Origin of the sequence: Vibrio breoganii (genome assembly GCF_001677275.1) — a bacterium.
In the GTDB taxonomy this organism is placed as follows: domain Bacteria; phylum Pseudomonadota; class Gammaproteobacteria; order Enterobacterales; family Vibrionaceae; genus Vibrio; species Vibrio breoganii.
Genome location: NZ_CP016177.1, coordinates 884,304 through 910,233 on the forward strand (window position 1 = coordinate 884,304; position 25,930 = coordinate 910,233).

Below are 25,930 nucleotides of genomic sequence, written 5' to 3' on the forward strand. Positions count from 1 at the left end.
ACCTCAAAAGATCAATAGACCCTAGCTACAGCTGCTCTAAAACCGCTAAACGAAGTTTCTCGCGATCATGACGCCAGCCTCTATTCATTGAGGCAAGATCGCGGGTAACGATGTTCCATTTATCTTCCAATTCTGGGTGTTCAACGCTGCCCAATACCACATCGATTTTTCGTCCTTGACAAGCACGCTCAATCCAATTCAGTTTTTGCCTTAAATCCATGCGACCCGCCGGGCCAAATTCAGGACTCAGGTTTTCAATTAGTATTACCTTTGCGTTGGTATTGGCCTTAATGGCTTTGCCGATTTCAGGCAATAACAGAGGTGGCATGATACTGGTTAAAAAGCTGCCCGGTCCCAAAATGATCACATCGGCTTGCTTGATGGCATCAACCGACTCGCAAATAGCAGGGACTTCAGGGTCGAGATCAAGCCTTAACAGATCTTCTTCCATTTCATCTACGCTGGTTTCACCCTTTACCCAACTGCCCTTAGTGGATAAGGCGCGTAAGTCTGAAGGGTGCTCGGTCATCGGCAAGATATTGACATCCACCTTAAGTAACTCGCGGACCAAATTGATGGCCTCTAGTGGCCTAACCGAGAGATTATCCATAGCGGTGAGAATTAGATTACCTAGATTATGACCATCGAGCTCGCCAGCCCCGCGAAAGCGATATTCAAACATCATTGAACTGATAGAGGGCTCTGTAATTAACTGGTTGATACAGTTGCGCGTATCACCCCATGCAATGCCGCCTTGGCAGTAACGAATACGCCCGGTAGAACCGCCATTATCTGTGGTGGTGACTATGCCGGTTGCATTGCTTCCAAAATCTTTTAAAGCCGCCAAAATACGACCAAGACCATGCCCGCCACCGATGGCGACGACTTTTTTAGATGAGTAAATTTCCACGCTAATCGCTTATTTTCCTTAGTAATACTGGGCAAATGTACCCGAATCTTTAGATTAGACCAAATTTACCGCGAATGAACTTGATTAAGCGCGCCTTTTGTAACATTCATCTTGGCAAAAGTTACTGCATTCCTTTAGGCTTTAGCATTCGCCTGCGAAAAATGGTTTATACTGTAGGTGTAAAACTCCGAGTCTCCTTCACTAAGTTTGACGCTGTGTTCCCGAAAGCGAACGTTTGGGCAGAACAATATGTGATTTAGGCCGTGGCATTTCGCCACCAGGGTTGCTCTAGAAATGGAGTTGCCTCCCGTATTTAGGAAAGGTGTTTTGTGACGCAACAATTCGAAGATAGTTTTCATCGCAAGTTTTATTACTTGCGACTTTCAGTTACCGACGTGTGTAACTTTAAGTGCAATTATTGCTTGCCGGATGGGTATCATCCAGAGGCGAGTAAACGCCCCCCATTTATCACTCTCCCTGAGATACAGCGTGTAGTGAGAGCGTTTGCCCATTGCGGTACGACTAAGGTTCGTATCACTGGTGGCGAACCAACTTTGCGTAGAGATTTCACGGATATCGTGCACAGCGTTGCCGAGACCCCGGGCATCGACAAAATCGCAACCACCACCAACGGTTATCGTATGGCTAAGCAAGTTTCCGATTGGAAAGAGGCTGGGCTTACGCATATCAACGTTAGCCTAGACAGCCTTGATCCCAAGCAATTTCATCAGATTACGGGTCAAAACCGTTTTCATGATGTTATGGCGGGTATCGATCGCGCCTTTGAGGTGGGATACGAGCAGGTCAAAGTGAATGTGGTGTTACTCAAAGACCTCAACAGCCAACAACTGCCGCAATTCCTAAGCTGGATCAAAGATAAGCCTATCCAATTGCGTTTTATCGAACTGATGAAAACCGGCGAAATGGATGAGCTGTTTGATAAGCGCCATGTTTCTGGGGTCGCAATACGAAATCAACTGATAGCCAATGGTTGGCTCTTAAAGCTTCGAGAAGTGAATGATGGGCCAGCCCAGGTATTTATCCACCCGGATTACAAGGGTGAGATCGGCCTTATCATGCCATACGAAAAAGGCTTCTGTTCAACCTGTAACAGGCTGCGTGTATCAGCGATGGGTAAATTGCACCTTTGCCTATTTGGTGAAGAGGGCTTAGAGCTTCGCGATCTGATGCAAAAAGATGAGCAAGAAGAGGCTTTGATTGCTCGTATATCGCAGGGTTTACAAACCAAAGATATCAGCCACCATCTTGATCAAAATAATCCAGGAGCGACACCGCACCTGGCATCGATCGGCGGCTAATCTTCGTCACACTATTAATTTACAACAAACAGTACATAGGAATTGAGAGAAATGGGACACGCTCATAATGATTTTACGCCGGCTAGTATTGCCGTATTGACTGTATCAGACACTCGCACTGAAGAAACCGATACCAGTGGTGGTTACCTAGCAGACCAGGTAAAAGAAGCAGGTCATAAATTAGCGGACAAACAAATCGTTATTGATGATGTTTATAAAATTCGCGCTATCGTCTCTAAATGGATTGCCGATGAAAATGTTGATGCCATTTTAGTCACCGGTGGCACAGGCTTTACTGCTAGAGACTTTACACCTGAAGCATTAGCGCCACTTTTTGATAAGCAAGTTGAAGGGTTTGGTGAGCTATTCCGCGCTGTATCATACGAAGAGATTGGTACTTCAACTATTCAATCACGCGCTTTGGGCGGTTTTGCCAATCGTACGGTTATTTTGGCAATGCCAGGCTCAACCGGTGCTTGCAGAACAGCGTGGACTCGCATCATTAAAGACCAATTAGATTCTCGCCATAAGCCATGTAACTTCATGCCGCATATTGGGATGTAAGCAACGATGAGTGAATTAACCCATATTAACCAAAGCGGTGAAGCGAACATGGTCGATGTGTCTGCCAAAGCAGACACTGTGCGTGAGGCGAGAGCAGAAGCGGTCGTCACCATGTCAGAGCAGACCCTCGCATTGATTTTGAGTGGTGACCATCATAAAGGTGATGTGTTTGCTACCGCGCGCATCGCGGGTATTCAAGCCGCGAAGAAGACATGGGATCTTATCCCCCTTTGCCACCCCTTGTTGCTGTCTAAGGTTGAGGTTCAATTGACCCCAATAAAAGAGACCAATCAGGTGCGTATTGAGTCAACTTGTAAGCTTGCGGGTAAGACAGGTGTTGAAATGGAAGCCCTAACAGCGGCCTCTGTTGCAGCCTTAACCATCTACGACATGTGTAAAGCGGTACAAAAAGACATCGTGATTTCTCAGGTTAGATTGCTTGAAAAGACCGGTGGTAAATCAGGTCATTTTGAGGCGGCGTTATGATCAAGGTCGTTTTCTTTGCTCAGGTGAGAGAGCTTGTTGGTGAAGATGAAGTTACTATCGACAGTACGTCTACCTCGGTAGACGCTATCAGACAGCAACTTATTGAACGTGGTGATAAGTGGGCTTTAGCATTAGAGTCAGGAAAGCTGTTAGCTGCAGTTAATCACACTATGGTTCCATTAGACTCGACCGTTAAGTCGGGCGATGAAGTGGCCTTCTTCCCTCCGGTAACAGGAGGTTAATGTGGATAAGGTACTGGTTCAAGAGCAAGATTTTGACTTAGGTGAAGAATATGCCTTGTTGTCTGAGTCTTCCTCTATCGGCGCTGTAGTTACATTTGTTGGAAAAGTACGAGATTTTAACCTCGGTGATGACGTTATTGGCTTGAACTTACAACATTACCCGGTCATGACCGAGAAGGCACTGCACGAGATTTGTAGCGAAGCACGCAGTCGTTGGCCTTTAGATAGGGTCACCATCATACATCGCGTTGGTGACTTAGATATCGCCGACCAGATTGTGTTGGTGGGGGTGTCTAGTGCACACAGAGATGCTGCGTTTGCGGGTTGTGAGTTCATTATGGACTTTCTGAAAACCAAAGCACCATTTTGGAAAAAAGAACGTCTTAAAGGCTCTTCAAGATGGTTGGATTCGAGAGAATCTGATCAAATTTCTATGAAACGTTGGTCATAATCTTGCAGAATTCACCTGTGTGACAATGATCACAAAAATAGTGAAACCTAAAGCCCCTTATTTCAGAGGGGCTTTTTTGATCTAGATCATAAGTATTTAGCTGTTTTTATATCTTTATGATTTTTAAATGCCAAGCCAAAAGTGAAAAACTTAAAGGGTTGGTTTTCATTTGGTGCATTTTAGGTTGCTGACTTGTTAAGTGATCCCTTGTTAAGTTTGAAGTGGATCACTAAATTGTGATAATTCATGTAACAAAGTGTTTTTCATTAAAAAATTGCAGGTTAGATCACTGAACTTTTTCGCTAAATCCAAATTTAGTTCTGGAAAATTGACCTAGGCAGGAATTTAGCAATTGCGTGAATACATTTTTATGGCAAAAACTTTCAAGGATGGTAACTTTGTTTCCAATCTTTATGGTCTTTTAGCTTTTTAAGTTTCTTTCTGGATACAAAGTGACTTAAAAACAACGGCTTGAAGTCAGAATAAAGAGTTCATGGATGCAACGATATAATAACTGGAGTTTATTGCATGTATAAAAATAAGATCACCCAAGCTCTAATCCTTGGAGCGGGCCTAGCTGCGGCAACCACCTCTTTCGCTACTCTTGCTGCTAACGTTCCTGCAGGTACTGAGCTTGCTCCCGTACAGGAACTGGTTCGTGGTAACGGTACAGAGGTTGCTTCGATCGACCCGCATAAAACTGAAGGTGTTCCTGAGTCTCACGTTATTCGTGACCTACTTGAAGGCCTAGTAAACCAAGATGCAGACGGCAACACTATCCCTGGTGTAGCTGAGTCTTGGGAAACGACAGACAACAAAACGTTCACTTTCAACCTTCGCAAAGATGCTAAATGGTCAAATGGCGACCCTGTAACAGCTGAAGACTTCGTTTACAGCTTCAAGCGTGCCGTTGATCCAAACACTGCTTCTCCGTACTCATGGTACCTAGAGATGACCACTATGGTTAACGCAGACGAGATCATTGCTGGTAAGAAAGACAAAGAAACTCTAGGTGTTAAAGCTCTTGATGAGCACACTCTAGAAATTCAACTAGAACAAGCTGTTCCATACTTCGTTAAGATGATGGGTCACACCACTGTTAAGCCAGTTCACCGTGGAACTGTTGAGAAGTTTGGTGACCAATGGACTAAGCCTGAAAACTTCGTTGGTAACGGCGCATTCGTTATGGACAAGTGGGTAGTGAACGAGCGTATCGAGCTAGTTCGTAGCACTAACTACTGGGACAACGAAAACACAGTTCTTAACAAGGTAACCTTCCTACCAGTTGAGAACCAAGTTGCTGAAATGAACCGCTTCCTATCTGGCGAGATTCAAATCACTAACGAACTGCCTATCGAGCACTTTAAACGCCTGAAGAAAGAACACCCAGAGTCTGTAGATGTTAAGGGTAACCTATGTTCTTACTACTACGGCTTTAACAATAAGAAAGCACCATTTGATGACGTTCGCGTTCGTGAAGCACTGTCTTACACTATCGACCGTAACGTAATCGCGAACCTAATCCTAGGACAAGGTCAAAAGCCAGCTTACTTCCTAACTCCTGAAATCACAGCGGGCTTCAACCCTGAGCTTCCAGAGTACGGCAAGATGACTCAAAAAGAACGTAATGCTAAAGCGAAAGAGCTTCTAGCTGAAGCGGGCTTTGATAAGAGCAACCCTCTAACGTTCACACTGCTTTACAACACATCTGAAAACCACAAGAAGATTGCTACAGCAGTACAATCTATGTGGGCTAAAGACCTAGGTGTTAAAGTAACGCTTGAGAACCAAGAGTGGAAAACTTACCTAGATACACGCCGTCAAGGTGACTTTGACGTTACTCGTGCGGGTTGGTGTGGCGACTACAACGAAGCATCAAGCTTCCTATCGCTAATGCAATCTAACAACAGCTCGAACGATCCTAAGTACCACAGCGAAGCTTACGATGCACTAATGGCGAAAGCTATGGCTGCTACCAGCGATGCTGAGCGTGAAGCAATTTACGTAGAAGCTGAAAAGCAACTTGCTAAAGATATGCCTATCGCGCCTATCTACCAGTACGTTACTTCTCGTCTAGTTTCAGAGAAAGTGGGCGGCTACCCAAGCAACAACGCAGAAGACAAGCTGTTCTCTAAAGATATGTACATCATTAAGTAATTCCTACTTAAAACAATAATAACTATGAAAGACACTGCATGTGGAAACACATGCAGCGTCTAATTTTTTGTCACAGACTGGATGGATGAGTTTATGCTTAAATTCATTATGAAACGGATTTTTGAAGCAATACCAACCTTGTTGGTGTTGATTACCGTGTCTTTCTTCCTGATGCGCTTTGCGCCAGGTAACCCATTTTCAAGTGAGCGCCCACTTCCACCGGAAGTTATGGCGAACATTAATGCTAAATACGGTTTGGATAAGCCTGTATTTGAACAATACACGACGTACCTAACCAATATCCTATCGGGTGATTTTGGCCCGTCATTCAAATATAAAGATTTCACCGTAAATGAACTGGTCGCTAACGCGCTACCTGTATCGGCTAAAGTGGGCTTTCTTGCCTTCATCTTTACCGTCATCATGGGTGTTACCGTCGGCACCATAGCCGCACTACGGCAGAACAGTTGGCTCGATTACGGAATAATGGCCACCGCCATGCTCGGGGTGGTAATGCCATCCTTCGTGTTGGCACCCGTATTGATTTACCTATTCTCTATCAACCTTGGCTGGCTACCTGCTGGTGGTTGGAACGACGGCTCATTCCAGTACATGGCTCTGCCAATCATAGGTATGTCTTTGCTGTACGTTGCTACCTTTGCGCGTATTACTCGCGGCTCAATGATTGAGACGCTGAACAGTAACTTCATCCGTACCGCTCGCGCGAAGGGTCTTAGCTACCGTTACATCATCATTAAGCACGCACTTAAGCCAGCATTGTTGCCAGTGGTTTCGTACATGGGCCCTGCATTCGTAGGTATCATTACCGGTTCGGTTGTTATCGAGACCATCTTTGGTCTACCAGGCATAGGTAAGTTGTTTGTCAACGCAGCCTTTAACCGCGATTACTCTCTAGTAATGGGTATTACCATACTGATTGGTTTCTTGTTCATTCTGTTTAACGCCGTGGTCGATATCTTGCTTGCAGTCATCGATCCTAAGATTCGCTACTAACAAGGACTAACAAGGACTAACAACATGTTGATTAAAAAAGAAAACCTTGAAGCGGTCGAAAAGATGTCTGAGAACCTTGAGATCGAAGGTCGCTCATTATGGCAAGATGCTCGCGTACGCTTTATGCGAAATAAAGCGGCGATGGTGAGCCTCGTTATTTTGGTTCTGATTACCTTATCGGTAATCTTCCTGCCAATGATGGCTGAGTTTGCTTATGACGATACCGATTGGTACGCACTGCACTCTGCGCCATCAGCCACACATATTTTTGGTACTGACAGCTTAGGTCGAGACCTATACGTTCGTACTCTTATCGGTGGCCGTATCTCGCTAATGGTGGGTGTACTTGGTGCATTGGTTGCGGTATTGATTGGTACCTTATACGGTGCTACATCGGGCTTTATTGGTGGCCGTACCGACCGCATCATGATGCGTATCCTAGAGATCCTGTACGCGGTTCCATTTATGTTCCTAGTTATCGTACTAGTGACCTTCTTTGGCCGTAACATTGTCCTTATCTTCGTTGCTATCGGTGCTATTGCATGGCTTGATATGGCACGTATCGTGCGTGGTCAGACATTGAGTCTGCGTAGTAAAGAATTCATTGAAGCTGCGCACGTCAGTGGCGTGAGCAATTGGAAGATCATTACTCGCCACATCGTACCCAACGTTCTAGGTATCGTAGCGGTTTACTCAACGCTGCTAGTACCAAGCATGATCCTTACTGAGTCGTTCCTGTCGTTCCTTGGCCTTGGTGTTCAAGAGCCGATGACAAGCTGGGGTGCACTACTGCAAGAAGGTGCTAACACAATGGAAGTTGCTATCTGGCAATTGATGTTCCCAGCCGCCTTCATGGTAGTTACTCTGTTCTGCTTTAACTACGTTGGCGATGGCCTTCGTGACGCGCTTGATCCTAAAGACAGATAAGAATAATAAGGAATAGGGTAATGACGAATAAACTACTAGACGTAAAAGACCTGAGAGTAGAGTTTACTACTCAAGATGGCATCGTTACTGCGGTAAACGATCTTAACTTCTCACTAGAGCCGGGCGAAACGCTAGGCATCGTTGGTGAGTCTGGCTCAGGTAAATCACAAACTGTATTTGCCATCATGGGCCTACTGGCAAAGAACGGCATTATTTCAGGTAGTGCTAAGTTTGAAGGTCGTGAGATCTTAAACCTGCCAGAGAAAGAACTGAACAAGGTTCGCGCTGAACAAATCGCGATGATCTTCCAAGACCCAATGACCTCTCTGAACCCTTACATGAAAGTAAGTGATCAGTTGATGGAAGTGCTTATGCTGCACAAAGGCATGGGCAAAGCACAGGCGTTTGAAGAATCAGTGCGCATGCTTGAAGCGGTCAAAATCCCGGAAGCACGCAAGCGTATCACTATGTACCCGCACGAGTTCTCTGGCGGTATGCGTCAGCGTGTAATGATAGCGATGGCATTGCTATGTCGTCCAAAGCTACTAATTGCCGATGAGCCGACCACGGCATTGGACGTAACGGTTCAGGCCCAGATCATGGACCTACTTAACGAGCTGAAGTCAGAATTTGATACCTCAATCATCATGATTACGCACGACCTTGGTGTTGTTGCGGGTTCTTGTGACAAGGTATTGGTGATGTATGCAGGACGTACTATGGAGTATGGTTCAGTGGATGAAATCTTCTATGAGCCAAGCCACCCGTATGCTGAAGGCCTACTAAAAGCAATTCCTCGCTTGGATACCGAAGGTGAAATTCTACCGACTATCCCAGGAAATCCACCAAACCTACTTAAGCTGCCACCGGGTTGTCCTTACCAAGATCGTTGTCACCGTGTGACGGATCGCTGTATGAGCGAAACGCCTATCCTGACACCATTTGGCACAGACCGCCAACGCGCATGTTTTTCTGATCACGAGGCTTGGACACGATGAACGCACCTTTTATTGAAGACAAAAAACTGATGCTGGATGTGAAAGAGCTAAAGGTTCACTTCCAGATTGCTTCTAAGTCAGCATGGCCTTGGAGCAAACCTACACCACTGAAAGCGGTAGATGGCGTGAACGTGCGCTTATACGAAGGCGAAACACTGGGCGTAGTAGGCGAATCAGGCTGTGGTAAATCAACCTTTGCACGTGCTGTTATTGGTTTGGTTGAAGCGACTGAGGGCGAAGTGGTTTGGTTGGGTCAAGACCTGACCAAGATGAAAGACATTCAACGTCGCGAAACACGTAAAGACATCCAGATGATCTTCCAGGATCCCCTGGCGTCACTTAACCCACGTATGACTGTCGGCGACATCATTGCTGAGCCTTTGCAAACCTTCTACCCGAAGCTAAGTAAAGATGAAGTGAAGCAAGAAGTTAAGAAGATGATGGACAAGGTAGGCCTGCTACCTAACGTTATCAACCGCTACCCACACGAGTTCTCGGGTGGTCAATGTCAGCGTATTGGTATCGCTCGTGCATTGATTCTTAAGCCTAAGATGATCATCTGTGATGAGCCTGTATCAGCGCTAGACGTATCTATCCAGGCACAGGTAGTCAACCTTCTTAAAGAGCTTCAGAAAGAATTTGGCTTGAGCCTAGTGTTCATTGCACATGACCTTTCTGTGGTTAAGCACATCTCAGACCGCGTTCTCGTTATGTACCTAGGTAACGCAGTAGAGTTGGGTGAATCTAAGGCATTGTTCGCACATCCTAAACACCCTTACACACGCGCCTTGATGTCAGCGGTACCTATCCCTGACCCTAAGCTAGAGCGTGCAAAGAAGATTGAGATGCTAGAAGGCGACTTACCGTCACCGATGAACCCGCCATCAGGTTGTGTGTTCAGAACTCGTTGTCCGGTTGCGACAGAAGAGTGTGCTAAGAAAAAACCCGTACTAGAAGGTGATGATGTGCACGCAGTGTCGTGCTTCCATTCATACTAATTCTTTCCGCCTGTGACAGGCTTGAGCGTGTTGTGTATGCAGCACGCTCTTTTTTTTTGGAAAAATTCTTGCAGAGTTAACGGTGGCTCCGTACTAAAAGCAGATAACTGTTATGTTGGAAAATACGAAGTATTTATCCAGTATCTTGGAGGGTGCGAAGCTTAAACATGGTGCTCACTAAGGTCCTGATTTTCATCAGGATGACGATGAACGTGAATAGAATAACGTCAGTGCGTAAAGCGTCATGCTGGAAAATACGAAGTATTTATCCAGTACCTTAGAGAGTGCGAAACTTAAACATAGTGCTCACTAAGATCCTGATTTTCATCAGGATGACGGTCAGCGTGAAATAAATAACGGTAGTGCGTAAGGCGTCATGCTGGAAAATACGGAGTATTTATCCAGTATCTTAGAGAATACGAAGCTTAAACATAGTGCTCACTAAGGTCCTGATTGTCATCAGGATGACGTTTGTTTTGGTTGAGTATAACCCCACCGTTCTTCAACATTTTCGACCAAGATCTTCAACTTGGTTTCCTGTTCATTCCTTGTTTGCCACTTATACTGATCACAAACCAAAGATAAGGATTGAGTGAATGGGCAAGTTAGTTGAGGGTGTTTGGCGTGATGTGTGGTACGACACTAAATCCAGTAACGGTAAGTTTGTGCGTGAAGATGCAGGATTCAGACATTGGATAGAAAACGCTGACGATGCTCAGTTCAAGCCAGAATCTGGACGTTATCACCTCTATGTATCTTTGGCTTGTCCATGGGCGCACCGCACCTTGATCTTTAGAGCTATCAAAGGCTTAGAAGAGCATATCTCTGTCAGTATTGTCAGCCCTGACATGTTATCAGAAGGGTGGGAGTTTGATTCACCAGAGCCTTTGTACGGACACTCAAAGATGCATCAAATCTACACTCAGGCAAAACCTGATTACTCGGGTCGAGTTACCGTGCCAGTACTATGGGACAAGCAAACTGAGACCATAGTCAGCAACGAGTCGTCTGAAATCATCCGCATGTTTAACAGTGAGTTCAACGAGCTTACAGGCAACAACGATGACTATTATCCATTGGCACTGCGCAGCGATATCGATGAATGGAATGACTATATCTACCCAAACATTAACAACGGTGTGTATCGCTGTGGATTTGCAACCACTCAAGAGGCGTATGAAGAGGCATTTGATGCCTTGTTTAGCGCATTAGACAAAGTGGATGAACATCTAGCAGAGAATCGCTACTTAACCGGTGCGCAGCTGACTGAAGCAGATTGGCGTCTATTTACCACCTTAGTGCGTTTTGATGCGGTGTATGTGGGGCATTTTAAATGCAATAAAAAACGCATTACCGATTACCGCAGAATTCAAGGCTATTTAAAAGAGCTGTACCAGATTGCAGGTGTTGCTGAGACCACTAATATTGAGCAGATCAAACGCCACTATTACTTCAGTCACAAGGGTATCAATCCAACTCAGGTGATCCCTAAGGGGCCAGAGCTGGATCTTGAATCAGAGCACAATAGAGATTTGATTTAGACAAGCGGTGCTGTTTCTAGGAAAGATGGATAATGCTTTTGCGCAGAAAAAAGTGACACATAAAAAAAGACCCGCTCAATGAGCGGGTCTTTTTTTATGTGTGGTGGTGGGAGATGGATTCGAACCATCGAAGGCAGTGCCGTCAGATTTACAGTCTGATCCCTTTGGCCACTCGGGAACCCCACCAGGGTATTTTTATACTTAATTAATGGCTTCCCAACCCGTTAATCAAGTGCTTCTCAATTGATGTGTCAATTAAGAGAATGTGGTGGTGGGAGATGGATTCGAACCATCGAAGGCAGTGCCGTCAGATTTACAGTCTGATCCCTTTGGCCACTCGGGAACCCCACCAGGGTGTTTTTATACTTAATTAATGGTTTCCCAACCCGTTAATCAAGTGTTCTCAATTGATGTGTCAATTAAGAGAATATGGTGGTGGGAGATGGATTCGAACCATCGAAGGCAGTGCCGTCAGATTTACAGTCTGATCCCTTTGGCCACTCGGGAACCCCACCAGGGTATTTTTATACTTAATTAATGGTTTCCCAACCCGTTAATCAAGTTATTCTCAATTGATGTGTCAATTAAGAGAATGTGGTGGTGGGAGATGGATTCGAACCATCGAAGGCAGTGCCGTCAGATTTACAGTCTGATCCCTTTGGCCACTCGGGAACCCCACCAGGGTGTTTTTATACTTAATTAATGGTTTCCCAACCCGTTAATCAAGTTGTTCTTAACTGACGTATCAATCAAGAGAATATGGTGGTGGGAGATGGATTCGAACCATCGAAGGCAGTGCCGTCAGATTTACAGTCTGATCCCTTTGGCCACTCGGGAACCCCACCAGGGTGTTTTATACTTAAGAGCAGTTTTCCCAACCCTGTTCTCAAGTTCGGAGCGCATAATATCCAGACCTGGATTTTCTGTAAAGTATTTTCTTTAAAATTCAGTCCGTATGCCCGATTTTTGCACGCAATGGCTAAAAAGCGTCATTTTCGACGGTCGATTGTACGCAAAGCTTAGCCTTACCGCCGATCGTATAATCATCTCAAAACGTATTAATGCGTCTAAATCCCAATACTTTACATTGATTGACGTTATGAACTCATCGAGCTGATAAAATGGCGCCAGATTAGGAAAATCTACGAATTATTATGAAGAGAATGACTCAACAAATGGCAAAACCACTTTCTATCGCCTCTGCACTGTTGCTTGGCACTTTACTCTGTGCGCCATCATTTGCAAAAGGGCCTCGCGGGCCTTCACAAGTCGCTGTCACCACACAAGACGTGGGTGTGCACGAGATTTCTCAAAGCTTAGCACTGGTTGGTAAGCTCAAAGCATCGCAATCTGTAATTATTGCCCCTGAAGTCAGTGGCACTATCGAGCGTATTGCCGTTGGAACCAATCAGAACGTGAAAACCGGTCAGGTGCTTATTCGACTTAGTGATGACAAGGCAAAAGCATCGGTTGCTGAGGCGCAGGCTTATTTAAATGACGAGCAGCGTAAGCTCAACGAATATGAACGCTTGAGAAAGAGCGCGGCGATTACCCTTACTGAGATTGAAGGGCAGAAATCGAGTGTGGATATCGCTAAAGCTCGTCTAGATGCCGCGAAAGCTGAACTACAAGACCGAACCCTTAGAGCACCATTTTCCGGTCAGATTGGCTTTGTTGATTTTAGTTTAGGTAAATTAGTTAGCGCGGGCACAGAACTGCTCACCCTCGACAACCTAGAAAAGATGGAGCTGGATCTTCAGGTCCCTGAACGCTACTTGCCATTGTTATCCACTGGCATGTCGGTTTCGGCTATCTCCAATGCGTGGGGTGACCAAATGTTTGAGGGTACGTTAGTGGGCATCGACTCACGCGTAAATCCAGACACCTTGAACCTTCGTGTGCGTATCGATATTGATAATGATACGGGTAAATTGAAACCGGGTATGTTGGTTCAAGCAACAATGAAATTCCCGCCAATCGAAGCGGCTATTATTCCTGTTCAAGCACTTGAGTACATGGGGACTAAGCGTTTTGTGTATGTGGTTGAAGAAGGTAACAAAGCGGTGCGTCGTGAAGTCTTCCTTGGCACTCGTGTAGAGAACGAAGTGGTTATTGAAAAAGGCTTAGAAGTCGGCGAAACCATTGTAGTGCAGGGCGTGGTAAACATGCGTGGCGGCGCTTTGGTTAAAGTGGTAGGCGAAGAAGAGAGCAGTGAGGTTGGTCAGTAATGCTGTTATCTGACATTTCGGTTAAACGACCGGTTGCCGCTATCGTTCTGAGCTTGTTGCTGTGTGTGTTTGGTATTGTGTCGTTCTCAAAGCTTGCTGTACGAGAGATGCCAGACATCGAAAGCTCAGTGGTTTCGATTAATACTCGATATGACGGCGCTTCTGCCACCATCATTGAAAGCCAGATAACTTCGGTCATTGAGGATCAATTATCGGGTATCAGTGGCATCGATGAGATCACCTCCACCACTCGAAATGGTATGTCACGTATTACCGTGGTATTTGATCTAGGCTATGACCTCAATACGGGGGTCAGTGACGTTCGTGATGCGGTGGCAAGGGCTCAGAATCAGTTACCCGATGAGGCCGATACGCCCACTGTTTATAAAAATAACGGCAGTGGCGAAGCCTCTATCTACATCAATTTAAGTTCCGACTTTTTAGATAGAACAGAGCTTACTGACTATGTAGACCGCGTATTACTAGACCGCTTTAGCCTGATCTCCGGCGTGAGCTCGGTGCAGGTATCTGGCGGTTTGTATAAGGTGATGTACGTTAAGCTCAAGCCAATCTTAATGGCAGGTCGAGCGGTGACCACTGCGGATATTACCTCAGCACTGCGCTCTGAAAACATTGAGAGCCCAGGCGGGCAAGTACGAAACGATGCCATCGTTATGTCGGTAAGAACCGACCGTACCTACAACAGCGCGGAAGACTTTGATTACTTAGTAGTAAGAAGAGCCGCCGACGGCACGCCTATTTATCTAAAAGATGTGGCGGACGTTTACCTTGGCGCGAAAAACGAAGACTCCACCTTTAGAAGCGATGGTGTGGTCAACGTGAGCTTGGGTATCGTGCCTCAGTCGGATGCTAACCCCTTGGATGTGGCGACAGCCGTTCACAAGCAAGTGGATGACATTCAAAAGTTCTTACCTGAGGGTACGCGTCTAGCGGTAGATTACGACTCCACAGTGTTTATCGACCGTTCCATTTCAGAGGTTTATAACACCTTGTTCATCACTGGTGGTCTAGTGGTGCTCGTGCTGTATATCTTTATTGGTCAGGCGAGAGCAACTCTGATCCCAGCGGTAACGGTGCCGGTATCGCTAATCTCCTCATTTATCGCTGCCTATTACTTTGGCTTTAGTATTAACCTCATCACGCTAATGGCGCTTATCTTGTCCATTGGTCTGGTAGTGGATGATGCCATCGTGGTGGTTGAGAATATCTTCCACCATATTGAGCGCGGTGAAACGCCACTACTGGCGGCCTATAAGGGTACGAGAGAGGTGGGCTTTGCGGTTGTTGCGACCACATTGGTATTGGTGATGGTATTCCTGCCAATTTCCTTTATGGATGGCATGGTGGGGCTGCTATTTACTGAGTTCTCTGTGCTGCTGGCAATGTCCGTCATATTCTCGTCCTTGATTGCATTGACCTTAACACCAGTGCTGGGTAGTAAAATCCTATCGGCCAATGTGAAGCCAAATCGATTTAATCGTGGCGTGGAGTTCTTGTTTAAGAAGCTTGAACGAGGCTATCGACGCGTACTGATTGTCGCCTTGAAGCTTAGATGGGCGGCGCCTGTGGTTATCCTTGCCTGTGTGGGCGGTTCATATCAATTGATGAATCATGTGCCAGCGCAGTTAACCCCGCAAGAAGACCGCGGCGTTATCTTTGCCTTTGCTAGGGGCGCAGACGCAACCAGTTATAACCGCATGGCGGTTAACATGGATATTATTGAAACACGTCTGTTACCTCTGTTAGGGCAAGGATTACTTAAATCTTTCTCTATTCAATCGCCAGCCTTTGGCGGTAATGCGGGCGACCAAACAGGTTTTGTCATCATGATCTTGGAAGATTGGGAAGAGCGAGACCAATCGGCAAATGAAGCTCTGGGTGTTGTGCGAAAAGCCCTTGGCGATATTGCTGATGTTCGTATCTATCCATTCTTGCCCGGCTTTAGAGGCGGTTCGAGTGAACCTGTGCAGTTTGTTCTCGGTGGTCCAGATTATAGCGAGCTAGAAAAGTGGGCGGAGATCTTAAAGAACGAAGCCGACGATAGTCCATTTATGGATGGCGCGAGTACCGACTACTCTGAAAAAACACCCGAGCTTGTGGTATCCATAGATAAAGATCGTGCCGCCGAGCTTGGTATTACTCAAAGCGATATCTCAGACACCCTAGAGATCATGCTAGGGGGCAAAACAGAGACCACCTATGTTGATCGTGGTGAAGAGTACGACGTTTATCTGCGTGGTGATGAAAATAGCTTTAATAACATCACCGACCTAAGCCAGATTTATATGCGAACGGGTAATGGCGACCTAGTGACCCTAGATTCCATTACTAAGGTGCAAGAGATTGCCTCTGCCATTCGTTTGTCGCACTACAACAAGCAAAAATCCATTACGGTTAAGGCGAATCTAAAAGAGGGGGCGACCTTAGGTGATGCACTGGACTTCTTAGATCAGAAAGCCATTGAGATTTTGCCAAGTGATATCTCAATCTATTACTCCGGAGAGTCGAAAGACTTTAAAGAGAACCAATCGTCAATCTTGATTGTGTTTGCGTTAGCACTGCTGGTGGCCTACTTGGTACTAGCGGCGCAGTTTGAGAGCTTCATTAACCCGCTGGTGGTAATGTTCACTGTGCCTATGGGCATCTTTGGTGGCTTCCTTGGGCTAGTGATCATGTCGCAGGGGCTGAACGTGTATAGTCAGATCGGCATGATCATGCTTATTGGTATGGTGACCAAGAACGGTATCTTGATTGTCGAGTTTGCCAACCAACTTCGAGACAAGGGCGTTGAATTTGAGCAAGCAATTATCGATGCGGCAGCGCGTCGTTTAAGACCTATCATGATGACGGCCTTTACTACTCTTGCAGGTGCTATTCCGTTGATTCTATCTACGGGCGCGGGTTACGAAAGTCGAATTGCGGTGGGTACTGTTATCTTCTTTGGTATGGCATTTGCGAGTTTGGTGACCTTGTTTGTTATCCCTGCAATGTACCGACTACTGTCGATTAAGACGCAGTCACCAGGTCATGTAGAAGAGATGCTGAATCAAGATATTGAACATGATACTAAGGGACGTATCAGTCACTAGTAACTTACATAGCTGACTAAATCAACAAGCCAGATCTTCGGATCTGGCTTATTGGTTCCACAGATGAAAAGTGGCGTAGCTTCCATAGGGATGTGCGGTATCATCATTGAGCCTAGCAAAATGGGCTAATGCCTTTTTCACCACCAAGTCCCCACTAAGAAAGCAGTCTTGTTCTGATAGACCACGTAATTGCACATATTGCACAGTCCATGGACCAATGCCTTTGATGGCGAGCCATTCGTTGGGCGATGCACTTGGATGTTCAACTACGAAGTTGGCAAGGGCGCTTAGGGAGTCTTTTCGACGCTGAGGCATCTTTAGAAACGATAGGTCTGCACTGGCGACCAATTCAGGACTAGGAAACTGGGTAAGGTCGGTCAGTTGTTCGGTCAGCCTGTTTAGGTGAGTAATGGCTGCCGTGACCGACACTTGCTGGCCGAGTACGGCTCTAACCCCTGCCTCCCATGAACTCCACACCCCTGGAATACGAATGCCTGTCCTTTTGATGAGATCAGGCTCAACCGCTTTGAGGTGAGCCTCAATAGCGTCAATATCCGCATCAAGATCCAGCATCCTTCTTAGTTTGGCGATTAATGGCTTAAGCTCAGTATCAGACGCAATATCGTATTCTAGAGTGAGGGATTGAGGGCGGCTCTGAGTGAGCCTAAACCAAATAGGTTTGTCATTTGAAAAGGCGTGTCGAGAGTAGCTGTTTTCGTCTATGGACTCGATATGCTTAATCGCTCTACGCTGATAAAACGACAGCATAAAGGGCCAGTCTAGCGGCCCCTTATATTCGAGTTCTACACTGGGTAAGGATTTTGATTTGGATAAATCAGACGCTGCCATCTTTTAGTGCTTATCTAGCTGCGATGACATTAAAAGTCGAGTCCAAGGCTGATCTGTAAGCCATCATAATCTGCATCATAATTGCCCACACCTGAGTTAGCGTAGCCATAAATGTATTCAGCTCGTAACCAGTAGTCAGTGTTGATGTTCCATATCAAACCTGCACCCACGGTAAAGACACCACCTGTGGTATCGCCAATATCCTCTCTTGAGCCATTACTTGTATCATGGCCTTGGATATTCGTTGCTATGGCACTGGTGCGGCCAAAGATCTCTAGTGGCGTATCGCCTAATTCGCCCGTGGATAGCAACAAGGATAGGCCTAACTCGTAGTAGTTAATCTCATAGGTTTTGGCATCGTCAGAGGCTTCAGAATAACGAAAGAAGCCTTCCATGCTAAGGTGCTCATTGAAGGATTGTCCCCCACCGATTATAAAGCTTGGGCTTGAGAAGCTATCGGTAGAATCACCGTCTGGAGAGAAGCCGACATCTCCGACGCCGAGGAAAAATGAGTTGTTACCCGCAGCGGTAGCAGAAAATGAGAGTAGGGCGGCGGGTATTAAGCTAAAGAGGCGTAGCTTGTTCATAGTCATCCTTGATTACGTGTTAGTATTAACATTATCGATACTTAGCTTAGATAAATAACAAACCGTTCGAAAGTGTATTTACATCATAAGCTTAACAGTTATATTACAACTAGGTTTCTATAAATATCAAAAACGTTATCTAGGGTAAACAGACCCAGTAGTACAAGGAGAAGAACATTGACTCAGGTAAAACATCAACAATTGTCTCAAGAAGAGCAAGACAAACTGGATGCTGCTGTATTTCGTCGTCTACTGGCTCATTTAGACAACAATAAAGATGTGCAGAACATCGACCTAATGATTCTGGCTGGGTTTTGCCGCAACTGCTTTAGTAAGTGGTATGCCGCTGAAGCCAAAGACAATGGCTTAGATCTGGATATCGACGATGCTCGCATGCGCGTGTATGGCATGACTTATGATGAGTGGAAACAGAACCACCAACTGCCGGCTACACCAGAGCAACTTGCCGCATTCGAAGCAAAAGACAAGAAGTAACAATCTTCACTAGCTCTTTGAGACCTCAGGGAGCTAGTGATTCACGTAACACACCTCAGCCTTAATACCTAACTTAGAAAACTGCTTAAACCAGCGAATCTGGTTGTCTTGCAATTTATCGCCCGGTCCTTTTACCTCAATCCAGCGATAGTCATTATCCTTAAAGGCGATGAGATCCGGCATGCCGGTTCTAAAGCTGCGAATATCACCCAGTATGACCTCAAAGAGCCCTAGCAATTCTTCCATGCTCAAGCAGCGCTTCGCATGTTGCAGAACCGCCAGATCAAACATTGGCCAGTGCACAAAGGGGTTAGTGAGTCCTTGCTTGCATTGATAGACTCGTTCCAGCTCTGCAAAACCTAACCGCTGTAATTCTTCTTTTCGAGTATCAATGAGTTGCTGACGTTTCTCAGTAAACTCAGGCGTGTAGAGATCCTTTGGACCAACCTGATAGGCATTGAGAAAGGCCCCTTCAATGGGCGCATAGATCACATCCCAAAAAGCGAGCCCAAATAGGCCCGTTAAAAACGTATTCTCTAGAAAGTAGGCTTGCCAGCCAGATTGTTCTAGGTGATGCGCGACAGCAGACTCAACCCTTTGGGCGGAGAGATCGAGCTCAATATGGTAGGAAGCAATATTCGGCTTAGAAGCCCTAACTGCCTTTATGCCAAGCTTACGGTTTAGCTGTTGATGCAACCGCTGTGCTACCTCATGCTCGGGTTCGTCTTGCGGCGCTTCTAGCATTTGCTTAACAAGGGTTTTAGCCTCACTCAGCTCATCACGCTTAATAAGTATGCGTACTCTGCGCTCTCTTGAAGGGGCAAGAGCCGATTGCTCAAATAATTGAATCGCTTTGTCAAAGTCTTCTAGGCGCTCAAAATCACGAGCAATGTTGTTGATTAACCTTTGATATCGCCTCGATACATAAGAGTGTTCTATGTTGGCTGGCATTGCTTCGATCAATGCTTCGAGCAGTGCTGACAGATACTCAAGCTTTTCTGTCTTTGAGGCAGACTTTTCCATTTGATAATAACGGTCGCTAATTTGCGCTAGCGAGAGTAATTGCTCAACCTCAGCTCTGCGGTTAAAAAAGCGTAATTCTTTGCTTAGGCTGTATTGCTCAAATTGATGAAGCCCAAGATCACTAAGAACAAATTGGCTCAAATCCTGCCTCGCGTTAGCAAAGAACAGTGTGGTTAATGTGCCCAGAAAGGCACTGTACTCTAGGTGTATCAAGGTAAAATGGAGTTGGCCGGTTGTTATTTCTGTGCATTCTTCACAGGCCTGCTGCACGAGGTTTGATTTAGATAAGGATTTGCCGAGCTGGGGAAACAGCTTAAGAACCTCTGGCTTGGTGAGTATAGAGCGGCAGAGAATTTCGGTGTCTATGGCATCGGGTAGGGAGATAAAGCTAAGGCGTGCAAGCTGCTCAAACGCTCGGTTTAAATCGGGGATTTCAGCATAGCGCAGTTTGTCACTGCGAAACCACTCTCCCTTTCTTGAAAATAAGCGCACCAGTAGCCGCTGCGCCTCTATATGGAGAGAGTCATAATCCTTTATCCATTCAAGCTCATCCCTGTGCAACAAATCAGAATAATGATTCTGAGCATGCTCAATTAGGGTATTGAAATTGCGATGGTAATAGCCTTCAGGCAGCTCGATTTGTTGCATTGTATCCTTAGATTTATTCAAGTGTTTGAATCAGGATTAAGGATACAACAAAAAGATAGGGGGTTAGCTATTTCTAGCTAACCCCCTATCTTTAATAATCTTTGGCTAGCGGCTAGCGGCTAGTAGCTAATGATCAATGATTAGCCAACAATGTTAACAGATGATCACGACTGGCGCTGATGTCACCGATAGTTTCTTTAACCCACTGTGGATTGTAGTAAGTATCAAGGTAGCGCTCGCCACTGTCACACAACAAAGTGACAATAGAACCGGTTTCGCCATTATCTCGCATCTTTCTTGCAAGCTGGAAAACACCGTATAAGTTAGTGCCGGTAGATGGACCCACTTTACGTCCAAGCTTTTCTTCTAGCCATTGCATAGTCACGATAGAGTGCGCATCAGGCACTTTGATCATCTCGTCAACCACACCAGGAATAAAGCTTGGCTCAACACGAGGGCGACCAATGCCTTCAATGTTACTGCCACGATCTAGGGTGATCTTAGCGTCACGCGATTGGTAGTAGTCGTAGAAAACAGAGTGCTCGGGATCGACAACACAAAGCTGAGTTTCACATTGCTGATAGCGAATGAAGCGACCAATGGTTGCCGACGTGCCACCTGTGCCTGGGCTCATCACGATCCATTTTGGAATCGGGTGTTGTTCCATCTTCATTTGACCGAAGATAGAGTTCGCGATGTTGTTGTTTCCACGCCAGTCGGTGGCGCGCTCAGCGTAAGTAAACTGGTCCATATAGTGACCGCCTAGCTCATCCGCCAAGCGATGTGATTCTGCATAGATCTCATCAGAGCGTTCAACAAGGTGTGCCTTACCGCCGTAGAATTCAATTTGCTCAATCTTTTTCTTTGCGGTGCCTTTTGGCATAACCGCAATAAACGGCAGGCCTAGCAAGCGTGCAAAGTAAGCCTCTGAAACCGCAGTGCTTCCTGAAGAAGACTCAATGATTGGCGTTTTTGGGCCAATCCAGCCATTACATAGTGCATACAAGAACAGTGAACGGGCAAGGCGGTGCTTAAGAGAACCGGTTGGATGAGTACTTTCATCCTTTAGATAGATATCAATACCGGGAAACTCGTCCACATCTAGCTTAATAAGGTGAGTGTCCGCAGAGCGTTGATAGTCAGATTCAATGATTTGAATAGCGCGATTGATCCAACTGTGAGTGCAAGTAGATTCAGTGTTCATGATGTGATTCCAGAAGTATTTGACCGAATACAGATAATTTACCCCTTACCCCTGAGAAAAACTTACCCATAAATGCAGTGTTTAGCCTAAAATGTAGAATAATTTTCTCTTTATGTGGGTTCTAATGAAATGAAACTGGACCGAACAGACAAAACGCTACTCACCATGCTGCAAAAAGATGCCACGGTATCCCTTGCTGATCTTGCAGAAGCGGTGAACCTGACGACAACGCCGTGCTGGAAACGACTCAAGCGATTGGAAGAAGATGGAGTTATTCAAAACAGAGTGGCATTGCTCGACCCTGAAAAACTGGGATTGTCTTTTACGGCCTTTGTATTGATAAAAACCAGTGATCATTCCCATGAGTGGTATCAGCAGTTTGTAGAGACGGTTTCTGAGTTTGAGCAGGTGATGGAGTTCTACCGAATGGCAGGGGACTATGACTATATGCTCAAGGTATTGGCGAAAGATATGCAGAGCTTCGATAACTTCTATAAGACCTTAGTGAACTCAGTCTCAGGAATATCGAACGTAACCTCAACCTTTGCGATGGAATCCATTAAGTACACCACCGAATTACCATTAGGCAAGATATAAAAAAGGCGAGGATTAAACCTCGCCTAATCGTAGTGTTAGCCCATCAAGATCAGAAGTTGAACTTGTTCAGTGTTTCCTGAGATGGCGCAGGTGTCATCTTACTGACTACCACAATAGCAACAAACGATAGAATGAATGCAGGTAGTAGCTCGTAGAAGTATTCACCTTCAATAGAGATGTAGTTCTTCACAATGAAGATGGTTAGCGCACCGATAATCATACCGGCCAATGCGCCCGCTTTAGTGGTGCCTTTCCAGCAAAGCGCTAGAATCATCAATGGACCAAATGCAGCGCCAAAGCCACCCCATGCATAGCCAACCATAGCCAGAATAGAGCCGTCGTCATTCGCCGCAATAATCAGTGCCAGTACCGCAAAACCAACCACACCCATACGGCTGATCCATGCTTTCTTCTTCTCATCGTATTTGCTGAAGAAGGGAACATCTTCGGTTAGAGAAGAGGTCAGTACTAGTAGCTGTGAATCGGCTGTCGACATTACCGCTGCTAGAACGGCCGCCAAGATAAAGCCTGCAAATACCGGGTGGAATAGGGCATTAGTGAGCGCAAGGAAAATACGCTCAGGGTTGCCGCCTTCTCCAGACACTGAAGCTAATGGATGAATAGCGTCATAGCCGATACCGATCAGCGCGATAGAGACTGAAATCACAAGAGTCAGAATCATCCAGCTAATACCAACGCGGCGAGCTTTTGCAATGTTCTCTACCTTATCGATACCAATAAAGCGCGCTAGGATATGAGGCTGACCAAAGTAACCAAAGCCCCAAGCCATCAATGAAGCGCCAGTGATAAAGCTGGTGGAGAACTTAAAGGCATCCGGTTTGATGTCACTGATCATTACCGGTGAATCTGCAATGGCCATGTAGCCTAGAAGCATACAGAAGAACAGAGCAGCAAGCATCAATATGCCTTGTACTAAATCCGTCCAACATACCGCCATGTAGCCACCAAGGAAGGTGTACGAAATCACCACAAATGCCGTCACATAAAGCGCGACTTCTTCAGTAGCGCCAAAGCTATGAGCAAATAGCAGCGTGCCGCCTTTTAGACCTGATGCAACATACAAAGTGAAGAAGAAAAGGATCACCAGGGTAGAAACGGTTTTGATAAGACCTGAGTTATCTTCAAAGCGCTTAGCTAAGAAGCTCGGAATGGTCACAGTATCGGTAACTTCTGTCGCATAGCGAAGGCGCGGTGCAACAATCAACCAGTTTAGGTAAGCGCCTAGGGTTAGACCTACAGAGATCCAAACACCTTCAACTAAGCCACTAGCGAATACTGCGCCAGGTAGGCCCAATAGTAGCCAGCCACTCATATCTGATGCACCCGCACTTACAGCGGAAGTTACAGGTCCTAGTGAACGACCACCAATAATGAAGTCTTGGTTGTCGTGCGTTTTTCTCATTGAGTAATAGCCAATCCCTAGCATAAGAACTAGGTAGAGGCCGAATTGTAAATAAATCATGTTCTGCCTTTACATCTGAGGGAGAAAAGAAATGGAAGATTTGCAATAGTAATTGCTAAAGGGATGTTAACAGTGATGTTGTGAATGTTAATCCAAACAGCCATTTATAGTCGGCCAGCTCACAAAATAAGCAAGTAATTCCGATGTTTAGCGTATTTTACGGATAGTTATGCGGATAACAAACGGATGAGATCAACATTTGTGTAGAAACTAAAAAGCACACTCTAGCATGAGTGTGCTTTGCTATGTTTCGCGTTGGTGTTTGCTTACTTAAAGCGCATAACACCTTCTTGAACCGCGCTTGCCACCATGTTGCCAGAGCGGTCGAAGATTTCACCGCGCACTAAGCCTCTTGAGTTAGCCGCATTTGGACTCTCGATAGCATACAGTAGCCAGTCATCCATCTTAAACGGACGGTGGAACCACATAGAGTGGTCAATAGTCGCCACTTGGAACTTAGGGGTGAACAAGCTGACTTCATGAGGATGAAGTGCCGTTACCAAGAAGCCCCAGTCTGATGCGTAAGCCATAATATACTGATGGATTAATTGGCTCTCAGGAAGTTCGCCATTCGCTTTAATCCAAAGGTATTGTTTAGGATCTTCTTTATGCGGCTTGAGCGGATTGACTACCTTAACTGGGCGAACCTCAATAGCCTTCTCACCGCAAAAGGTTTGTCGAATTGGCTCAGGCAAAAACTCAGCAATCTTGGAAGCAAGTTCGCCTTCTGATGCAAAGTTCTCAGGCCCAGGGATGTCAGGCATAGCATTTTGATGCTCAAATCCTGGCTGTTCACCATGATAAGACGCTGTGAGATAGAAGATTGGGCGACCGTTCTGTATGGCTTTTACACGTCGAGTGCTAAAGCTTCTTCCGTCTCTAAGGTTCTCAACATCGTAGATGATGCTTTTGTTGGGATCGCCAGGGTGCAAGAAATAGCTGTGAAAAGAGTGGACACTACGATCGCTTGGGACGGTATAGCGAGAAGCCGAGAGTGCTTGCCCTAATACTTGACCACCGTACACTTGCGGTAATCCAAGGTGTTCGCTTTCACCTCGGAACAAACCGAGTTCAAGTTGCTCTAACTGTAAAAGTGTTAATAGTTCATTTAGTGGCTTGCTCATCCGACCTCCGATTCAGTTGCAATCCGAAAATACCCGTTAACGAACTAATAGACAAGAGCTATTTGTGACAGAGCGCGCGTTTTATATTGAGTAACATCGGTAACTAAGCGTAGGATATAGTTAGGAAAACCCAACAAATAAGAGAGAATCAATGACCATGAACTTACGAAATTGGATGTTGGCATCAGCAGTGGGCGTGTTGCTATCAGGGTGTGCACAAACCGAGAGTGACGCAGTGAAAGCGACTATGGCAGAAAGCACAGAAATGGTTGAGGTGACAGGGACTCTTGCCTACAGAGAAAGAATAGCCTTGCCGGATAATGCCGAGGTAACGGTGACCCTTGAAGATACCTCCCTGGCAGATGCGAAAGCTGTGGTTCTCGATACTCAAACCTTTACCACAGAGGGCAAGCAAGTGCCGTTTAGCTTTAGCCTCAGCTATAACAGCGCGGATATTGACCCTAGACACACCTACAATGTTCGAGCGCAAATTCGTGTGGATGGCAAACTTAGATTCACCACAGATACTGCGGTAAGAGTGATTACCGATATCGAACAAACTCACGACGTGGCGATTCAATTAGTCGGAGTTCGTTAAATTTTCACATTTAACTAACATCTGACAAAAAGTGGCGATCCTAAGCTTTTGGCTTAGGGTTGCCAGCGAAACTGCCTTAACTTTACTTTTCCTGTTGCACTAAAGACAATTCCCTCTTCAACTAGCCGTGACTTCTGGCGTTGCAAATCCTCACCCTTAAGCGAAATCTCACCTTTACTGTTGATTACTCTATGCCATGGCAGGGCTGAGCCGTCTGGTAAATTACTTAAAATGGCGCCTACCTGCCTCGCGTAACCCGGATAGCCCGAAAATTTAGCAATATCTCCGTAGGTACTGACCATTCCTAGCGGAATTTGGTGAACTACCGCAAAGACTTTGTATTTTAGTTGTTGCATAATGTTATCGACTGTTAAATA

General features: G+C 45.8%; 24 protein-coding genes, 5 tRNA genes and 1 riboswitch. Of the genes, 16 read left to right on the plus strand and 13 right to left on the minus strand.

What is annotated here, in order from left to right; translation table 11 throughout:
• Positions 1 to 25: 25 nt before the first annotated feature.
• The gene (yvcK, locus tag A6E01_RS04175; protein WP_065209631.1) at positions 26 to 910 is read right to left on the minus strand and encodes a uridine diphosphate-N-acetylglucosamine-binding protein YvcK; all 885 of its coding nucleotides are present in this window, start codon (positions 908 to 910) and stop codon (positions 26 to 28) included.
• A 173-nt stretch (positions 911 to 1,083) separates the two neighbouring features.
• A riboswitch (molybdenum cofactor riboswitch) is annotated at positions 1,084 to 1,251 on the plus strand.
• Here yvcK and moaA point away from each other — a divergent pair.
• From moaA to A6E01_RS04230, 11 genes are all read left to right on the plus strand, one after another.
• The gene (gene moaA / locus A6E01_RS04180) at positions 1,240 to 2,229 is read left to right on the plus strand and encodes a GTP 3',8-cyclase MoaA (protein ID WP_017029750.1); all 990 of its coding nucleotides are present in this window, start codon (positions 1,240 to 1,242) and stop codon (positions 2,227 to 2,229) included. (Overlaps the previous riboswitch by 12 nt.)
• Positions 2,230 to 2,280: 51 nt before the next feature.
• Entirely contained in the window at positions 2,281 to 2,793 is a 513-nt protein-coding gene (moaB, locus tag A6E01_RS04185; RefSeq protein WP_017029749.1) for a molybdenum cofactor biosynthesis protein B, read from the plus strand.
• A 6-nt stretch (positions 2,794 to 2,799) separates the two neighbouring features.
• The gene (moaC, locus tag A6E01_RS04190; RefSeq protein ID WP_065209632.1) at positions 2,800 to 3,279 is read left to right on the plus strand and encodes a cyclic pyranopterin monophosphate synthase MoaC; all 480 of its coding nucleotides are present in this window, start codon (positions 2,800 to 2,802) and stop codon (positions 3,277 to 3,279) included.
• Positions 3,276 to 3,521 carry a molybdopterin synthase sulfur carrier subunit gene (gene moaD, locus A6E01_RS04195; protein ID WP_017031046.1) on the plus strand — a complete coding sequence of 82 codons (246 nt, stop codon included), beginning with the start codon at positions 3,276 to 3,278 and terminating at the stop codon, positions 3,519 to 3,521. The genes moaC and moaD overlap by 4 nt, the downstream gene beginning before the upstream one ends.
• A 1-nt stretch (position 3,522) precedes the next feature.
• Positions 3,523 to 3,972 carry a molybdopterin synthase catalytic subunit MoaE gene (gene moaE / locus A6E01_RS04200; protein WP_017031045.1) on the plus strand — a complete coding sequence of 150 codons (450 nt, stop codon included), beginning with the start codon at positions 3,523 to 3,525 and terminating at the stop codon, positions 3,970 to 3,972.
• Between the two features lie 528 nt (positions 3,973 to 4,500).
• Positions 4,501 to 6,129 carry an ABC transporter substrate-binding protein gene (locus A6E01_RS04205; RefSeq protein WP_065209633.1) on the plus strand — a complete coding sequence of 543 codons (1,629 nt, stop codon included), beginning with the start codon at positions 4,501 to 4,503 and terminating at the stop codon, positions 6,127 to 6,129.
• 93 nt (positions 6,130 to 6,222) lie between these two features.
• Positions 6,223 to 7,143 carry an oligopeptide ABC transporter permease OppB gene (oppB, locus tag A6E01_RS04210; protein WP_017029744.1) on the plus strand — a complete coding sequence of 307 codons (921 nt, stop codon included), beginning with the start codon at positions 6,223 to 6,225 and terminating at the stop codon, positions 7,141 to 7,143.
• Between the two features lie 24 nt (positions 7,144 to 7,167).
• Positions 7,168 to 8,070: an oligopeptide ABC transporter permease OppC gene (gene oppC / locus A6E01_RS04215; protein ID WP_065209634.1), complete on the plus strand. Its 903-nt coding sequence runs from the start codon at positions 7,168 to 7,170 to the stop codon at positions 8,068 to 8,070.
• Between the two features lie 20 nt (positions 8,071 to 8,090).
• Positions 8,091 to 9,068, plus strand: coding sequence for an ABC transporter ATP-binding protein (gene oppD / locus A6E01_RS04220; protein WP_017031042.1), 978 nt, complete (start codon positions 8,091 to 8,093; stop codon positions 9,066 to 9,068).
• Positions 9,065 to 10,066 carry a murein tripeptide/oligopeptide ABC transporter ATP binding protein OppF gene (gene oppF, locus A6E01_RS04225; RefSeq protein WP_017031041.1) on the plus strand — a complete coding sequence of 334 codons (1,002 nt, stop codon included), beginning with the start codon at positions 9,065 to 9,067 and terminating at the stop codon, positions 10,064 to 10,066. The genes oppD and oppF overlap by 4 nt, the downstream gene beginning before the upstream one ends.
• Positions 10,067 to 10,662: 596 nt before the next feature.
• Positions 10,663 to 11,607 (plus strand): glutathione S-transferase family protein, encoded by a 945-nt coding sequence (locus A6E01_RS04230; RefSeq protein ID WP_017029740.1) that lies wholly within the window; start codon positions 10,663 to 10,665, stop codon positions 11,605 to 11,607.
• Positions 11,608 to 11,708: 101 nt separating this feature from the next.
• Here the strand turns inward: A6E01_RS04230 and A6E01_RS04235 are convergent.
• The 5 genes from A6E01_RS04235 to A6E01_RS04255 form a co-directional block, all read right to left on the minus strand.
• Positions 11,709 to 11,793, minus strand: a tRNA-Tyr gene (locus tag A6E01_RS04235).
• Positions 11,794 to 11,873: 80 nt separating this feature from the next.
• A tRNA-Tyr gene (locus A6E01_RS04240) sits at positions 11,874 to 11,958 on the minus strand.
• 79 nt (positions 11,959 to 12,037) lie between these two features.
• Positions 12,038 to 12,122, minus strand: a tRNA-Tyr gene (locus A6E01_RS04245).
• 80 nt (positions 12,123 to 12,202) lie between these two features.
• Positions 12,203 to 12,287, minus strand: a tRNA-Tyr gene (locus A6E01_RS04250).
• Positions 12,288 to 12,367: 80 nt separating this feature from the next.
• A tRNA-Tyr gene (locus A6E01_RS04255) sits at positions 12,368 to 12,452 on the minus strand.
• Between the two features lie 318 nt (positions 12,453 to 12,770).
• Between A6E01_RS04255 and A6E01_RS04260 the strand changes: the two genes are divergently transcribed.
• Positions 12,771 to 13,835 carry an efflux RND transporter periplasmic adaptor subunit gene (locus A6E01_RS04260; RefSeq protein ID WP_017031039.1) on the plus strand — a complete coding sequence of 355 codons (1,065 nt, stop codon included), beginning with the start codon at positions 12,771 to 12,773 and terminating at the stop codon, positions 13,833 to 13,835.
• Positions 13,835 to 16,945 (plus strand): multidrug efflux RND transporter permease subunit, encoded by a 3,111-nt coding sequence (locus A6E01_RS04265; protein WP_017027270.1) that lies wholly within the window; start codon positions 13,835 to 13,837, stop codon positions 16,943 to 16,945. The genes A6E01_RS04260 and A6E01_RS04265 overlap by 1 nt, the downstream gene beginning before the upstream one ends.
• A gap of 48 nt (positions 16,946 to 16,993) precedes the next feature.
• Here A6E01_RS04265 and A6E01_RS04270 read toward each other — a convergent pair whose 3' ends face one another.
• Together A6E01_RS04270 and A6E01_RS04275 are read right to left on the minus strand one after the other, a co-directional pair.
• Positions 16,994 to 17,794: a DNA-3-methyladenine glycosylase family protein gene (locus A6E01_RS04270; protein ID WP_065209635.1), complete on the minus strand. Its 801-nt coding sequence runs from the start codon at positions 17,792 to 17,794 to the stop codon at positions 16,994 to 16,996.
• 29 nt (positions 17,795 to 17,823) lie between these two features.
• Entirely contained in the window at positions 17,824 to 18,381 is a 558-nt protein-coding gene (locus tag A6E01_RS04275; RefSeq protein ID WP_065209636.1) for an outer membrane beta-barrel protein, read from the minus strand.
• A gap of 177 nt (positions 18,382 to 18,558) precedes the next feature.
• On the opposite strand from A6E01_RS04275, the gene A6E01_RS04280 reads away from it, so the two are divergent.
• Entirely contained in the window at positions 18,559 to 18,876 is a 318-nt protein-coding gene (locus A6E01_RS04280) for a DUF1244 domain-containing protein (RefSeq protein WP_065209637.1), read from the plus strand.
• 33 nt (positions 18,877 to 18,909) lie between these two features.
• Here the strand turns inward: A6E01_RS04280 and A6E01_RS04285 are convergent, their stop codons facing one another.
• Positions 18,910 to 20,547 carry a VRR-NUC domain-containing protein gene (locus A6E01_RS04285; RefSeq protein ID WP_065209638.1) on the minus strand — a complete coding sequence of 546 codons (1,638 nt, stop codon included), beginning with the start codon at positions 20,545 to 20,547 and terminating at the stop codon, positions 18,910 to 18,912.
• A gap of 133 nt (positions 20,548 to 20,680) precedes the next feature.
• Entirely contained in the window at positions 20,681 to 21,751 is a 1,071-nt protein-coding gene (locus A6E01_RS04290; protein WP_017027845.1) for a PLP-dependent cysteine synthase family protein, read from the minus strand.
• 129 nt (positions 21,752 to 21,880) lie between these two features.
• Here A6E01_RS04290 and A6E01_RS04295 point away from each other — a divergent pair, with 129 nt between their 5' ends.
• Positions 21,881 to 22,348, plus strand: coding sequence for an Lrp/AsnC family transcriptional regulator (locus A6E01_RS04295; RefSeq protein WP_017027846.1), 468 nt, complete (start codon positions 21,881 to 21,883; stop codon positions 22,346 to 22,348).
• 49 nt (positions 22,349 to 22,397) lie between these two features.
• Here A6E01_RS04295 and putP read toward each other — a convergent pair whose 3' ends face one another.
• Positions 22,398 to 23,831, minus strand: a complete 1,434-nt coding sequence (gene putP / locus A6E01_RS04300; RefSeq protein WP_017031033.1) for a sodium/proline symporter PutP — start codon at positions 23,829 to 23,831, stop codon at positions 22,398 to 22,400.
• 266 nt (positions 23,832 to 24,097) lie between these two features.
• Positions 24,098 to 24,955, minus strand: a complete 858-nt coding sequence (gene tesB / locus A6E01_RS04305) for an acyl-CoA thioesterase II (RefSeq protein ID WP_065209639.1) — start codon at positions 24,953 to 24,955, stop codon at positions 24,098 to 24,100.
• A gap of 151 nt (positions 24,956 to 25,106) precedes the next feature.
• Here tesB and A6E01_RS04310 point away from each other — a divergent pair, with 151 nt between their 5' ends.
• Positions 25,107 to 25,553 carry a YbaY family lipoprotein gene (locus tag A6E01_RS04310; protein WP_017243359.1) on the plus strand — a complete coding sequence of 149 codons (447 nt, stop codon included), beginning with the start codon at positions 25,107 to 25,109 and terminating at the stop codon, positions 25,551 to 25,553.
• A gap of 53 nt (positions 25,554 to 25,606) precedes the next feature.
• Here the strand turns inward: A6E01_RS04310 and A6E01_RS04315 are convergent, their stop codons facing one another.
• Positions 25,607 to 25,909, minus strand: coding sequence for an MGMT family protein (locus tag A6E01_RS04315; RefSeq protein ID WP_017031030.1), 303 nt, complete (start codon positions 25,907 to 25,909; stop codon positions 25,607 to 25,609).
• Between the last annotated feature and the right edge of the window lie 21 nt (positions 25,910 to 25,930).

Excerpts from the sequence above, each read along its gene's own strand:
- A6E01_RS04265 (WP_017027270.1), top strand. The coding sequence starts at position 13,835 with ATGCTGTTATCTGACATTTCGGTTAAACGACCGGTTGCCGCTATCGTT.
- A6E01_RS04230 (WP_017029740.1), top strand. The coding sequence starts at position 10,663 with ATGGGCAAGTTAGTTGAGGGTGTTTGGCGTGATGTGTGGTACGACACT.
- A6E01_RS04275 (WP_065209636.1), bottom strand. The coding sequence starts at position 18,381 with ATGAACAAGCTACGCCTCTTTAGCTTAATACCCGCCGCCCTACTCTCA.
- putP (WP_017031033.1), bottom strand. The coding sequence starts at position 23,831 with ATGATTTATTTACAATTCGGCCTCTACCTAGTTCTTATGCTAGGGATT.
- moaD (WP_017031046.1), top strand. The coding sequence starts at position 3,276 with ATGATCAAGGTCGTTTTCTTTGCTCAGGTGAGAGAGCTTGTTGGTGAA.
- A6E01_RS04205 (WP_065209633.1), top strand. The coding sequence starts at position 4,501 with ATGTATAAAAATAAGATCACCCAAGCTCTAATCCTTGGAGCGGGCCTA.
- oppF (WP_017031041.1), top strand. The coding sequence starts at position 9,065 with ATGAACGCACCTTTTATTGAAGACAAAAAACTGATGCTGGATGTGAAA.
- A6E01_RS04310 (WP_017243359.1), top strand. The coding sequence starts at position 25,107 with ATGACCATGAACTTACGAAATTGGATGTTGGCATCAGCAGTGGGCGTG.
- A6E01_RS04290 (WP_017027845.1), bottom strand. The coding sequence starts at position 21,751 with ATGAACACTGAATCTACTTGCACTCACAGTTGGATCAATCGCGCTATT.
- A6E01_RS04295 (WP_017027846.1), top strand. The coding sequence starts at position 21,881 with ATGAAACTGGACCGAACAGACAAAACGCTACTCACCATGCTGCAAAAA.
- A6E01_RS04285 (WP_065209638.1), bottom strand. The coding sequence starts at position 20,547 with ATGCAACAAATCGAGCTGCCTGAAGGCTATTACCATCGCAATTTCAAT.
- moaC (WP_065209632.1), top strand. The coding sequence starts at position 2,800 with ATGAGTGAATTAACCCATATTAACCAAAGCGGTGAAGCGAACATGGTC.
- moaB (WP_017029749.1), top strand. The coding sequence starts at position 2,281 with ATGGGACACGCTCATAATGATTTTACGCCGGCTAGTATTGCCGTATTG.
- oppC (WP_065209634.1), top strand. The coding sequence starts at position 7,168 with ATGTTGATTAAAAAAGAAAACCTTGAAGCGGTCGAAAAGATGTCTGAG.
- tesB (WP_065209639.1), bottom strand. The coding sequence starts at position 24,955 with ATGAGCAAGCCACTAAATGAACTATTAACACTTTTACAGTTAGAGCAA.
- A6E01_RS04270 (WP_065209635.1), bottom strand. The coding sequence starts at position 17,794 with ATGGCAGCGTCTGATTTATCCAAATCAAAATCCTTACCCAGTGTAGAA.
- A6E01_RS04260 (WP_017031039.1), top strand. The coding sequence starts at position 12,771 with ATGACTCAACAAATGGCAAAACCACTTTCTATCGCCTCTGCACTGTTG.
- A6E01_RS04315 (WP_017031030.1), bottom strand. The coding sequence starts at position 25,909 with ATGCAACAACTAAAATACAAAGTCTTTGCGGTAGTTCACCAAATTCCG.
- oppD (WP_017031042.1), top strand. The coding sequence starts at position 8,091 with ATGACGAATAAACTACTAGACGTAAAAGACCTGAGAGTAGAGTTTACT.
- oppB (WP_017029744.1), top strand. The coding sequence starts at position 6,223 with ATGCTTAAATTCATTATGAAACGGATTTTTGAAGCAATACCAACCTTG.